Origin of the sequence: Bradyrhizobium sp. B117, from assembly GCF_038969555.1 — a bacterium.
GTDB lineage: Bacteria > Pseudomonadota > Alphaproteobacteria > Rhizobiales > Xanthobacteraceae > Bradyrhizobium.
Window position 1 is genome coordinate 8,320,735 of record NZ_CP152414.1, and the last position, 12,529, is coordinate 8,333,263.

7 protein-coding genes and 6 pseudogenes are annotated in these 12,529 nt (G+C 58.8%); 8 read left to right on the plus strand and 5 right to left on the minus strand.

Annotated features, from left to right (window positions below; all coding sequences use genetic code 11):
- Window positions 1-44: 44 nt before the first annotated feature.
- A complete protein-coding gene (locus AAFG16_RS39920) occupies window positions 45-206 on the minus strand; it encodes a hypothetical protein (RefSeq protein WP_342734227.1) in 162 nt (53 codons plus the stop codon).
- Between AAFG16_RS39920 and AAFG16_RS39925 the strand changes: the two genes are divergently transcribed.
- Window positions 138-716: a TatD family hydrolase gene (locus tag AAFG16_RS39925; protein ID WP_342741049.1), complete on the plus strand. Its 579-nt coding sequence runs from the start codon at window positions 138-140 to the stop codon at window positions 714-716. The two genes, AAFG16_RS39920 and AAFG16_RS39925, sit on opposite strands and share 69 nt — an antisense overlap.
- A 404-nt stretch (window positions 717-1,120) precedes the next feature.
- A complete protein-coding gene (locus AAFG16_RS39930) occupies window positions 1,121-1,783 on the plus strand; it encodes an SDR family oxidoreductase (RefSeq protein ID WP_342734229.1) in 663 nt (220 codons plus the stop codon).
- Window positions 1,784-1,981: 198 nt separating this feature from the next.
- Here AAFG16_RS39930 and AAFG16_RS39935 read toward each other — a convergent pair.
- Window positions 1,982-2,587 (minus strand): annotated as a pseudogene (locus tag AAFG16_RS39935) (alpha-hydroxy-acid oxidizing protein).
- 891 nt (window positions 2,588-3,478) lie between these two features.
- Here AAFG16_RS39935 and AAFG16_RS39940 point away from each other — a divergent pair.
- From AAFG16_RS39940 to AAFG16_RS39965, 6 genes and pseudogenes are all read left to right on the plus strand, one after another.
- On the plus strand, window positions 3,479-4,360 hold the full coding sequence (locus AAFG16_RS39940; protein WP_342734231.1) for an acyl-CoA thioesterase II: 882 nt from the start codon (window positions 3,479-3,481) through the stop codon (window positions 4,358-4,360).
- A 649-nt stretch (window positions 4,361-5,009) separates the two neighbouring features.
- A pseudogene (locus tag AAFG16_RS39945) lies at window positions 5,010-6,038 on the plus strand (IS4 family transposase); the annotation flags it as partial.
- Window positions 6,039-6,116: 78 nt separating this feature from the next.
- Window positions 6,117-6,272 (plus strand): annotated as a pseudogene (locus tag AAFG16_RS39950) (transposase); the annotation flags it as partial.
- A 302-nt stretch (window positions 6,273-6,574) separates the two neighbouring features.
- Window positions 6,575-6,856, plus strand: coding sequence for an IS66 family insertion sequence element accessory protein TnpB (gene tnpB / locus AAFG16_RS39955; RefSeq protein WP_342734233.1), 282 nt, complete (start codon window positions 6,575-6,577; stop codon window positions 6,854-6,856).
- 69 nt (window positions 6,857-6,925) lie between these two features.
- Window positions 6,926-8,294 (plus strand): annotated as a pseudogene (locus tag AAFG16_RS39960) (IS66 family transposase); the annotation flags it as partial.
- 347 nt (window positions 8,295-8,641) lie between these two features.
- Window positions 8,642-9,751 (plus strand): annotated as a pseudogene (locus AAFG16_RS39965) (IS630 family transposase).
- 26 nt (window positions 9,752-9,777) lie between these two features.
- On the opposite strand, the pseudogene AAFG16_RS39970 reads toward AAFG16_RS39965, so the two are convergent.
- From AAFG16_RS39970 to AAFG16_RS39980, 3 genes and pseudogenes are all read right to left on the minus strand, one after another.
- Window positions 9,778-10,569, minus strand: a pseudogene (locus AAFG16_RS39970) (IS630 family transposase).
- Between the two features lie 648 nt (window positions 10,570-11,217).
- On the minus strand, window positions 11,218-11,610 hold the full coding sequence (locus AAFG16_RS39975; protein WP_342734235.1) for a hypothetical protein: 393 nt from the start codon (window positions 11,608-11,610) through the stop codon (window positions 11,218-11,220).
- The gene (locus tag AAFG16_RS39980) at window positions 11,547-12,494 is read right to left on the minus strand and encodes an MBL fold metallo-hydrolase (RefSeq protein ID WP_342734237.1); all 948 of its coding nucleotides are present in this window, start codon (window positions 12,492-12,494) and stop codon (window positions 11,547-11,549) included. The genes AAFG16_RS39975 and AAFG16_RS39980 overlap by 64 nt, the downstream gene beginning before the upstream one ends.
- Window positions 12,495-12,529 lie beyond the last annotated feature (35 nt).

Sequence of the window (12,529 nt, forward strand, 5' to 3'; positions counted from 1 at the left end):
GGCGCCAAGCCCAAGGACGTCGCTTTCGGCGAAACCGCTCTTGACTATTCTGCCGACAACCCGGCCTTGAAATCCGCCCAGTACGCCGCCTCCACAGACACCTGCAAGCCGCGCAAAAGCCCGGCACAGTCATTTACATTTGGGATGCCGAGGAAGATACCCTCGGCATCCTGGCCGAACACCCCGGCGCGCCGTTCGTTCTCCACTCCTTCACCGGCACCACTGCTATGGCCCAATCCGCCGTGGAGAAGGGAGGCTACGTCAGCTTCTCCGGCGTTATTACGTTCAAGACGTCGCAGGAAATGCGCAACCTCGCCAGCCAAATCGCCCGCGAGCGCATCTTCATCGAAACCGATGCCCCCTCTCTCGCGCCGGCGCCCTTCCACGACAAGCGCAATGTGCCTTCGCCCTTGCCCGCACACCGCGGAAACCCTTGCCAGAGTGCGGCAGGTGAGCCCGAACGAAGTCTCGGAGATCAGTATTCAAAAGACCCGCCGCCTCTTCACCCGTTTGCCGATTGCCTGAGCTCCTCGATGGCTGGAAAAAGCGACGGTTTTAGCTTGTTTAAATCCTTCATCGGCACAGTCGACGGCTTAATCAACGGGATCAAGCTCGACGTCGCCAAGCGCGCGAGAACGCCGCATGGCAAGCCCGCGTGGCCGCACCGTCTCAGCCGGCCCTCTCATGAATGTCGTCCGCGAGCCTGCTCTTCGTAGGTATCTCACTCGTGATCGGCGGCACCGACGAGGGCAGGAGCTAACACGAGCTTATAGAATAGTCCGATGCGACCAAACGCCATGATCTCATCAAAACGAATATCGCCGCCTACAGGCGCGAGTGTTCGTTCTGCGCCCTGCAAGGTCGCGGCCGTTCTGTTCGAACGTACTGGTCCGTCGCGGTTTGCCCCGACGCACCCAATCGCGAGACTACACATCCACAATACCACAAGCTCTGTTGGATGATGATCGCGCCCGCTTTACTTGGCTATCACCTAGGAGAGTAACGAATGCCCAAGCATGACTATGAGAGCCACCAACAGCAGGCCCACCCGCGGGGATGGTCTCTGGAGGGCCGAGTCGCGCTCGTGACCGGAGCGACGGGAGGACTCGGGAAGGCCGTTATGGCTGAACTGTCTGACCGCGGAGCGGACGTGCATGGTGTGGACGTCGTCGGCGATGGTGTGTTCCACGCAGACCTCACCACTGCGAGCGGGAATCGGAACATGGTCGCCCACGTATTGAAGTCCGCTGGACGGCTCGATATTCTTATACTGAATGCTGGATTGCAGTTCATGGCACCATTCGATCAGTTTCCAGACGCCGAATGGGACCGGCTCAATGCGCTGATGTTGGACGGACCGTTTCATGCGCTGAAGGCGGCATGGCCGGTTCTGACGAAGGCCCCGGGTGGCCGGGTTGTAGTAACGGCATCAGTCGCTAGCTACGGCGGCGCGCGCCAGAAAGTCGCGTACTGTGCGGCAAAGCATGGAGTTCTTGGCCTGGTCCGCACCGCCGCGCTCGAAGGCGGTGCGCATGGCCTCACTGTCAACGCTGTCGCACCAGGCTGGATGGATACTGGGCTGATGCGTGGTCAGCTAGAGGCTCAGGCGAAGAATCGAGGCATGAGCAAAGACGAAGTCATGGCGGCTTTCCGCGCGTCGCAACCCGGAAATCGTTTCGTCGACGTTGGCGAGGTCGCTGCGACTATCGGCTTTCTCGCGAGCCCTTGTGCGTCCGGAATCAATGGCGAGTGCATCACAATCGATCTCGGTGCAAGTGCCTAGCCACTCTAGATAGTTCCGCGTTCAACGGTGCCGATCCTCGTCGCGTCTGCAATCGCGACAAGGATCGGTCTTAGTCACGCGTCGTTTTAGATTCGTGCATGTCGCGCACGAGAGATACATCAAGTTCCTCCAATCTGTTAATCCCCAGAAGCGCCATATCGCGATGTATTTCAGAGCGAAGGACTTCTATTACGCGTCTTACTCCCCTCTCACCTGCCACAGCCGCGGCGAAGTTAAATGAACGCCCATTGAAGACGCATCGAGCGCCAAGAGAAATCGCTTTAAGAACGTCCGTTCCCGACGAATCCCCGAATCCATCATCACGGTCAGCTCCGGTACCGCATTCACAATTTCGGACAGAACGCGCAGTGACGTGATCGCGTCGTCCAGCTGCCGCCCGCGGTGATTCGAAACGATGATGCCGTCAACGCCGATGTCAGCTGCCTTTTGCCCATCCTGCCATCTCAGGATCCCCCTAACGATCAGAACGTCTTTCCACATCTTACGCGCTGCCGTCAGGTGCCGCCAGGAAAGATGATCACGTGCTTTAAAATCACGCTCGACATCCGAAGAAAGGATCGTGGCCCCGCGCTCCGCGCGCCAATTCTCGAAATGCGGCTTGCCGTGCTTCGCCAGCGTCCGGTAAACGCACCAAAAAGCCACCGAGAATGCATAGTCCTGTCAACGCCTAAACGTAGGCTCGGACGCAATGGGGTTGAAAAACCCGTTTGCTGCATAGCGCTCTGGGTTGACTTGAACAGGTAAATCGACCGTAACAACGACTGTCTTAAAACCCGCCCTCATAACGCGCTCTATGAGAGCCTCGATGCGCGCATCGTCTCCTGCCACGTATGCTTGAAATCAAGTATTCGGTGCCGCTGATGCAATTGCCTCCATCGGAATCAACGATGCTCCGCTCATGATTGCGGGAATTGCCACTGCTCTGAAAATCATCGAGCGATCGGATCTGTGTCAGGGATGGCATAGCGTAAGGTCCAAGCAGCCAGTCAAACTCGCCATGCAGGTCGTTCTTTCCAAGCGGAGCTGGATTAAGCGTCTGCAGTCCAATAAAACGTGTTGTTACTGAATTGAAGAGTGGCGGCGCGCGATCCGGGCGAGCAAGATGCAAACCGTACCGCTCGTTGTGCGAATGATCACCCTAATGGCAGGGCTTTGAGTTTTTAATCACGAGCCGTCGAGCTTCAACTAGTCCATTGAGTCTTCCAAATCCGAATGAACGTAGCTTGACGACTCCGGCTTCTCCGCTCGGGTCTCGTCCAAATTTGTGCTCGTAAGATAAAAGGAATTAGAAGCCACGTTGCGCTAAAGTGAGCATTTGTGAAGCCGAAATCCTGCACAAACTGCAAGGGAGCGCAGTGCTTCGCTGTATCGGATTAGTTGGCTTTGACGAGGGGCTCGCATCGAGATTGTTGGCCACACGATGCCAAACGAATGCGGCCACACCTAGTATTCGCGCCTGCCAGTTGAGTTGATCGAGGAGAGACGCGCCTAAACGCAGGATTTAGCCGCCAACTCCCTGTTCATTGCACAAATCGAGATCGAGATATCTTTACAGTCAACCTCAACCATAGCGAAGCGTGTCGTTCGAGCGCGCCGCTTCGCTAAGGAGGCGTACACCAGCGTCAAGCTTGTCGGGCTCGAAAAGGCCGCGTCGAGAAAACCGAAAGCAAATCAATGTCGATAAGCCCGGCCGACTTGCTCGCGATCCTCGACCTTAAGTCGATCGAGCCGAACCTGTTTCTCGGCAACAGTCCGGATCCGGGTTTGAACCCGGTATTCGGCGGCCAGCTGATCGCGCAGTCGATGGTAGCGGCTTCGCGCACGGTGGAAGGCCGAATGGCGCATTCGCTCCATGCCTATTTCATTCAGCCCGGTGATCCCAAGGTGTCGATCCACTATAAGGTTGAAGCCCTGCGCGACAGTAGAAGCTATTCGACCCGTCGTGTCACCGCGATCCAGAATGGCAATACCATCTTCTCCACCATAGTGTCGTTTCACGCGGGCGAGCTGAGCGCCTTTGACCACCAGGATGCGATGCCTGGTGTGCCCGCGCCGGAAAAGCTTACAGTCGAGTCGTTATCCAGGCAGGCGATGTTCGCCGAAATGCCGGAACGAATCCGCCGGTGGTACGAACCCGATCGCCCGATTGACGCGCCCTCCCCTCCAATCGAAGTACGTGCGGTTGAGATCGGCCGCTATGTGGGGCAGAAGGTCCCTGACGGCCGTGTTGATTTCTGGATGAGGGTCGCTCAAAAGCTGCCCGACGATCCGGCGCTGCATATGTGCGCGCTGGCCTACGCCTCGGATTGGGCGCTGCTCGACGCGGTGTTGGCGCGCTATGGCCGCACGATATTCGATCGTAGTATGCTAGGGGCAAGCCTTGACCATGCGATTTGGTTTCACCGTCCGTTCCGGGCCGACGACTGGCTCCTCTATGCCGAAGACTCACCGAGCGCACAAAGCGGACGCGGCCTCGCACGCAGCCTGATCTTCAAGCGTGATGGCACGTTGGTGGCGACCGTCGCCCAAGAAGCCGCGATGCGCGAGCGACGCTGATTTTCATTTGCGCACGCACGCGTCTCCTTGGGCGATCAGATCGCTCGGCGCAAAGCGGTAAAGGGCGGCTCACTTGTAGAATGTCCTCGATCCCGAGCGACGCTTTGCGTCAAAACCCGTGAACACCGTTCATTCAATGCGCAGAAGGTCGCGATTGTTTGATCGAAAACGAGTGCTTGGTGGGCAGGCGGAGACCTGTTTCGGCTGCATACGCAGAGCCGCGCCCGTCACAGGGCACCGTGAACGCGTGGCACTGGCGAGCCAGTGCGTACGATAAGCCGCGTGTTCAGGGGTAAGAGCTCTCCGACGGCTAGCGGCCCTGAAGCTGAGTTCGCTGCTCAGGATCGGTTCCGGTGTCGGCTCTTGGTCGTGCTGCCTGGAACGTGCCGCCAATGGTTGTCGAAGAACCTCATTCGAGACAACTGCGAGTCGTAAACGAGGTAGTCGGGCAGGAGCTGCCAGTTCAGGTACCCGCCGGCGATTATCGCATCTGGGCTGCTACCTCTATGGATGCCTAAATTAGGTACCGCGGAGTGCCATCGGGGAACGGCACGGTGGCGATTAGGCCCACGCCTTCGCCCTTGAAAACCCGGTCGCCGACCCGGACCGACGCTTCTTCTCTAACGACCGGGTCAGCGAAGCGGACATTCTGGCCGGCCATTTCCAATCGACACGTGATCGTGCCACCGCCACTGAAGGTCTCGTTCTTGTGCTGCACGATACAACCGAGTTCAGCTATCAACGCGAGAAGTCAGAAGCGATCGGCATCACCAAGAGCATCAACAGTGGACGGGATAAGGCAGGTCGCCTCAGATCGCACACGGTTTGCGGCATCCTGATGCATTCGAGCCTCGCGGTTACAACCGAGGGGGTGCCGCTGGGGTTGGCGGCCGTTAAGTTCTGGACCCGGAAGAAATTCAAGGGGACGGCAGCGCTTAAAAAGAAGATCAATCCGACCCGGATTCCCATCGAGAAAAAAGAAAGCGTCCGGTGGTTGGAAAATCTCAAGCAGTCTACGCAACTCTTGGATCATCCAGGACGATGCATCCATACTGGTGATCGCGAGAGTGACATCTACGAGCTTTTCTGCGCAGCACAGGAGATCGGAACTCATTTCCTGATCAGGACTTGCGTCGATCGCTTGGCTGGAGACGGGGATCACACGATCGTCGACGAAATGGACGAGGTCGCCGTCAAAGGGCTCCATCGCATCGAAGTCAGAGACAGCAATGGCGATCCCGTCCAGGCCGTTCTTGAGATCAGGTATCGGAAGATTCGCATCCTGCCGCCGATCGGAAAGCAGAAGCGCTATCCCGCTCTGACCCTGACGGTGATCCATGCCAAAGAGCCCGGGACGCCGAAGAACAGAAAGAAGATCGATTGGAAGCTGATCACCGACCTGCCTGTTGGTTCCCGCACCGACGCGATTGAGAAGCTGGAATGGTATGGTTTGAGATGGAAGATCGAGGTGTTCCACAAGATCCTCAAATCGGGCTGCAAAGCTGAGGAGTCGAAGCTTAGGACCGCCCAGCGTCTGACCAACCTGATCTCGCTCTTTTGCATCCTGAGTTGGCGGGTCTTCTGGATGACGATGCTCAACCGTTCCGCCCCAGGCGCGACCCCAACCCTCGCGTTGACTGCGACTGAAGTTGGTGTGCTCGATCGCCTCGTCAACGACAAACCAAAAGCAAGACGGAAAACGCTCTCGCACCACCTGACCAAGATCGCCCGGCTCGGCTTTAAGGTCAGGTGGCGAATGCAGGTCAATGTGTTGGGCGCCGCGCGTCGTCGGCGATGGAGTTACGACGAGAAGGTTCGCCTTGTCGAAGAGACGTTGCAGGCTGGCGAGACAGTCTGCGGGGTGGCGCGCCGGCACGGGGTGGCTCACAGCCTGCTGTTCACCTGGCGTCGACAAGCGCGCCAGGGCCGCCTGGGCGGTGATGCGGTGCCAGCTCTGGTTCCTGTCGAGATCACACCTGCGCCGGCACCGGCATCGATCAGCACATCGCCATTAGCGACTTCGCCTCCTGCGCAACGCGCAAGGGCTGGAATCATCGAGATCGAGCTTAGCGGCGGCTGTCGTGTTCGCGTTGACCGCGAAGTCGACGGTGAGGCGCTGCAGCGGGTTCTTGAGCTCCTGCGGCGGCGATGATCCCGATCCCAAGCGGCGTCAGGGTTTGGATCGCCACTGGCCACACCGATATGCGTCGTGGCATGCGAAGCTTCGCTCTTACGGTTCAGGAGAGCCTGAAGCGCGATCCGCATGCCGGCGATCTCTACATCTTCCGGGGTCGCAGCGGCGATCTGGTCAAGATTCTTTGGCATGACGGGTTGGGCATGTCGCTCTACGCCAAGCGCCTGGATCGCGGCAAGTTCATCTGGCCCTCGGCGTCGGACGGCGCGATATCGATCTCGGCGGCGCAAATGGCTTACATGCTCGAGGGCATCGACTGGCGAAACCCCCAACTGAGCTGGCGGCCGCAGAGCGCGGGCTGAGCGCAGAATCTGTAGCTTCTTGCATTTTGGGGAGTCCTATCGCGTTCGATCTGTGATTCACTGCGTCGCATGGATGCCGACCGCGACGCTGTTCCGGATGACGTTGCCGCCCTGAAGAAGGCGCTGGCAGTCGAGCGCGCCAAGGGTTTGGAGATCGCGGCTGAACTCGCGGTCGCCCGCGCGAGAGCGTCAGAGGATGAGGCGCTGATTGCCCAGCAGAAGCTGCAGATCGCCAAGCTGAAGCATCAGATCTACGGCCAAGGCTCAGAGCGTTCGGCGCGGCTGATCGAGCAGTTGGCATTGGCACTCGAAGAGCTGGAGGCCGAAGCCACCGAGGACGAGCTGGCGGCGGAACGGGCCGTGGCCAAGACGACGACGGTGCAGGGATTTACCCGCAAGCGCGCCGACCGCCAGACCTTCCCCGAGCACCTTCCCCGGGAGCGGGTGGGGATTGATCCGCCGGCAGCTTGTGAATGCTGCGGCAGCAATCGCCTGCGCAAGCTCGGCGAGGACGTGACGCGGACGCTGGAAGTGGTGCCGCGCCAGTGGAAGGTGATCGAGACGGTCCGGCAGAAGTTCTCCTGTCGCGACTGCGAGAAGATCAGCCAGGCGCCAGCACCGTTCCATGCCATCGCCCGGGGATGGGCTGGCCCGAGCCTTCTGGCCATGATCATGTTCGAGAAGTTCGGTCAGCATCAGCCATTGAACCGCCCGGCTGAGCGGTACGTGCTGGAAGGCGTGCCGATCGCACTGTCGACCATGGCCGATGCCGTTGGTGCGGTCTGTGCCTCGCTGGATCCCCTGCTGCGCCTGCTGGAAGCCTATGTCATGCGGGCCGAGCGCCTTCATGCCGATGATACGACTGTGCCGGTGCTGGCCAAGGGCAAAACCGATACGGGACGATGCTGGATCTACGTCCGGGATGACCGGCCGTTTGGGGGCACGGATCCGCCGGCGGCGATGTTCTATTACTCACGCGACCGCAAGGGCGAGCATCCGCAGGGGCATCTGGCGGGCTATGCCGGCATCCTTCAGGCCGACGCCTATGAAGGCTACAACCAGCTCTATCTGGCGGGGCGCCAGCCGGGACCGATCCGGGCTGCCTGCTGGTCGCACGGACGGCGCCCGTTTGCATGGCTGACATCGAAGAGAACGCCCGGCGCAAGGCCGCCGGCAAGAAGGAAATCCCGTTCTCTCCGATCGCGATCGAGGTCGTGCGGCGGATCGATGCGCTGTTCGAGATCGAACGCTCCATCATTGGCAAGAGTGTCGAGGAGCGCCTTCAGCTGCGGCAGACGCTGAGCCTTCCCTTGGTCGATGATCTTCAGGTCTACATGCGGGAACAACTCGCCAACCTGGGCATGACCTGGCCAAGGCGTTCAACTACATCCAGAAGCGCTGGACGAGCTTCACCTTGTTCCTCGAGGACGGGCGCGTATGACCGCCTCGATCGCTTCCAGAATATCGATCTCGCCGTGGCCTTGGAAAACCGTCCCCCGCCCACGTCCCCCGGGCCTAAGCCAAATCGCAGGCTCATCGAGCATGACTAGATAGCGCCTACCAGCTGCAAGTGTCTCTTGGAGATGCGGATCGATCCCGGCTCTAGCTCCACGATGAGGAGAGCATCGTTGGACGAAATAGAAGGCGGCCCACAGACGCCCGCCTTCTGCACACTATCGTCAAGAGCGGAGCGGAATTCCACGACTTCCGCAGCGAACCTAGTCATCTGGAACGCAAGTTCGTCACATTAGTTGATAGCTCGAATCTCTACAGAGGAGAGAGCTTGTGGCGAATGCAGGTGAGCGAGGCCGGCCGATCGCGCCGTTGGTGCTTAGTCCGCCGGAGCGGGCGTACTTGGAGAGACAAGTTCGTCGTCATCGCGTTGCCCGATCGCTATCTGAGCGCTGCCGCGCGATCCTGCGGTGTGCGGATGGCTTGCCAAGCAAGTCTGTGGCTGTCGAACTCGGCCTCCACGAACACACCGTCGGCAAGTGGCGCCGCTGATTTTTGAAGGATCGCTGTGATGGCCTGCTTGACGAGGCCCGCCCGGGCCGCCCTCGAACCATCAACGACGATCAGGTTGCTGAGGTAATTGAGCGGACATTGCGTACAACGCCACCCGACGCGACGCACTGGTCGATCCGCTCAATGGCTGCGGAAACTGGCTTTTCCCACACCACGATCCGCCGAATGTGGACGGCGTTCGGCCTGCAGCCGCACCGCAGCCAGACATTCAAGCTGTCGAGCGACCCGCTGTTCGTCGACAAGGTCCGCGATATCGTCGGCCTTTACCTTTCCCCACCGAACCGAGCCCTTGTCCTCAGTGTCGATGAGAAAAGCCAGATCCAGGCCCTGGATCGCGAGCAGCCGGTCCTGCCGATGATGCCGGGCGTACCGGAACGGCGCACGCACAGCTATGTGCGGCATGGTACGACCTCGCTGTTTGCCGCGCTCGATGTCGCCTCTGGATTCGTCATCGGCAAATGCTACAAGCGCCACCGGGCAGTCGAGTTCTTGAAGTTCCTCAAAGAGATCGACGCTCAAGTCCCTGAAGGGATCGATGTCCATATCGTCATGGACAACTACGCCACTCACAAAACACCCAAGATCAAAGCGTGGCTCGCCCGTCGGCCGCATTATCATGTCCACTTCACGCCGACTTCCGCGTCATGGATCAATCAGGTCGAACGCTGGTTCGCTGAGCTCACCCGAAAGCAGATCCAGCGAGGTGTTCACACCTCCGTCAGGCAGCTCGAGGCCGACATCCGTACCTTCATCGACCTGCACAACAAAAATCCCAAGCCCTTCAAATGGACCAAGTCCGCAGACCAGATTTTGGCTTCCGTCAAACGCTTCTGCCACAAAGCCCAGCAGACTTTATGTGGCGAACTTTAGATTCACGTGACTAGAGCGCGATGGCATTAAGTTCGATAGCCTGAATTTTTGAGGTAGTTGGCACATTCCTTGGAAGTGAAGGCGTCGAGCGCGTGGCCGATAGCGGCGCAGTCCGCATGGACGGTTCGTGCGGCTGCTTTGCGGAGCAGGTGCTTGAGCTTTGCAAAGACCTGTTCGATCGGGTTCAGGTCGGGCGAGTATTTTGGCAGGAATAAGAGTTTGGCGCCGATCGAACGGATGAGTTGGCGAACTGCTTTGCTCCTGTGGCTGCCGAGGTTATCCAAGACGACGATGTCGCCGGGCTGAAGCGTCGGCAGAAGAACCTTCTCGACATAGGTGCGAAAGCTCGCGCCGTCGATCGGCCCCTCGATGAACCATGGCGCATCGATCCGGTCATGGCGCAGGGCCGCCAGGAAGGTCATGGTCTTCCGGCGGCCGTGGGGAACCTTGGCGTGAAGTTCGCCAGCCGCCACCTTTTTTGAAGCTGAGCTTCTCGGCATGCACGAAATCCCACACTGAGTGGTAGTCGACCTTCAGGCCGCGACCGGCAAGCTCGGCAACGAGGCCGCGTATGGTGAAATCGCCGTCCTTGATCCGCTGCGACAGCCAGACTGCGTCGTCTCTCCCGAAACCGCCTTCGACTTGTGACCACCCATCTGGCCAGGCTCAACGCTGCCGGTCTTCTCGACCCGCTGCATCCAGCCGATGGCCGTGCTGATCGCCACTCCAAACTGCTTGGCCGCCTGATTGCGGGACATCCCTCCCTTGATCGCAGCCACGACGCGCTTACGAAGATCCAGCGAATAAGGCTTACCCATCCATGCTGGCCTGCTTCCAGCCAGCATGGTGAATCAGAAACACGCTGAATTGATTCAACCTAACCCCATCACGCTTTAGACCCGTTCATCGGCTTGCGGCCGTGAATGCGTTGTTCGGTCCGGTCGACGACCGGCCGACCGGAGGTGCAGGCGTAAGCTGAGCCAGCAACATCATAGGCGCTCCTGCTAGGCACGGCTGCGCCGCCCCGTTGCGATCACCAACGCGTGGTCCTTACCATCGCGCTCGCCGGCGTGGGCCTCGACATAGGCACCGACCTCCGCTCGTGACCAGCATCGACGGCGCTCCCTCGCGGACCAGTATGTCGAGGTCCAGCTCCAGGCCGGACCTTTCCTTGTCCTGGACGACCAAGCTCGGCAAGGGCGTGACTTCTATCAAGGCCTCAGAATACGTCGCCCTCCTCATACCGACCTCGATCCACACTTGCCGGTTATTCCTTCGTCAATCTCCAGAAACTGCCACGAGGGCTTCACAAACAGGTCCCTGCGATACACCATCGATCAGAATCTCAGTGTCATGAATCTTCGACGCGGATCGGCCTGAGACGGCACCGTTGCCCCAAAGCACTATCTCGCCATGTTCCCCCGGCTGTAACGTAATGTGTTCCCACTCCCGATGCGTTGTCCAACCTAACGACGGCAGAAGGCAGCGCTGTAGACAGTCGTGTGCTCGAAATTGTTGCGAAGCTTAATCGTGTAAACGACCTCACTGTTCGGAAGGGTCTCGGAAAGGTATGGCAGCATTCGCGCCCAGAATAGATCAATGAACTGGTTTGCGGGTTCACCCACGATATTGCGGAAAGCAGCCTCCTTGCGTTCGATGTAGTCCGTGTACTCGACGACCCGCGACTGATCCATAGCAATGAGTTCTCCGTGTCCGGGGCATACGAGATCAGGCTTCATCGCCCCGATCACCTTCGCGCAGCGGCGGTGCATCTCCGACTGAAAGCTGTTGCGCATCACCGTAGTCTGCATCGCGATGTCGCGCTCAATTCCGTCGGCCTCGGGATTGAAGAGAACCAAGTTGTCGCCCCAAACACGATCCGCTTGCCATCGATGTGACCGAGAATCATAGCGTGGTATTCGCTTTGACTTGGCGCGCAATGAATCTCGAAGTCGACTCCTCTCCACTGAAATGCCTCACCATCCAGCAAAATCCGTTGCACGTCGATGGGCTTGTGGAAGCAGCACGGTGTACTCGCCCATGCGGCAGGATTGGCAATGACCGCGGCGACACAATCAAGAGCCCAGCACTGGGTGCCGAAGTGTCGCTGAAGGAACGGTATTCCGCAGATATGGTCGTTATGAATGTGCGTGGGAACGACGAGTTCAATGTGCTGCACTCCATAGTCGTCGCGCAGCTGATCGATATGATGTTCGATGAAGCGCAGAGCTTGCAGGCCGTCGTGATAGTTGCCGAAATGAAGATGCCCTACAGAGGTTAATCCGCAGTCGATCAGCATCGCGTGACCGCTGCCACTCAGCACAATGTAAAAATTAGAGCAGGTATACGGTCCGGCCCAGAGCAAGTGCTCCGTCATTGGCTGCAGTCGGCTCTCGCGAATAGTCTGCCAGTCTTTGAAGCCGATACTCCGGCCCGACGTAAGAAGTCTACCTATGCTAGCGAGTGTCTCGAGACTTGATTCTAGTCTTCCAATATCCGCCTTGACCTCAGTGATAAGCTTCCCATGCGATGGATAGCCGACCTCGACGTTTTCCTTCTTCAAGGCCAGGATTGATTGCATCGTGAATTCAACACCCAGAAGATCGCCATAGCTATACTTCATCGCATGAAGTTGATAGAGTTTGCCGCCGCTTGTCATTAGATCGCCTGTAAAGGCGACCCTGTTGCCATCCACGTCCGCGATAAGGCAGACCATGCCGTATGTGTGACCCTTGGCCGGCACGACACGGAACGTAAACTCCTTCCAGACAAACGTGC

Bases quoted from the DNA above. Each gene is read 5' to 3' on its own strand.
- AAFG16_RS39930 (WP_342734229.1), top strand. From the start codon at position 1,121: ATGGCTGAACTGTCTGACCGCGGAGCGGACGTGCATGGTGTGGACGTC.
- AAFG16_RS39940 (WP_342734231.1), top strand. From the start codon at position 3,479: ATGTCGATAAGCCCGGCCGACTTGCTCGCGATCCTCGACCTTAAGTCG.
- tnpB (WP_342734233.1), top strand. From the start codon at position 6,575: ATGCGAAGCTTCGCTCTTACGGTTCAGGAGAGCCTGAAGCGCGATCCG.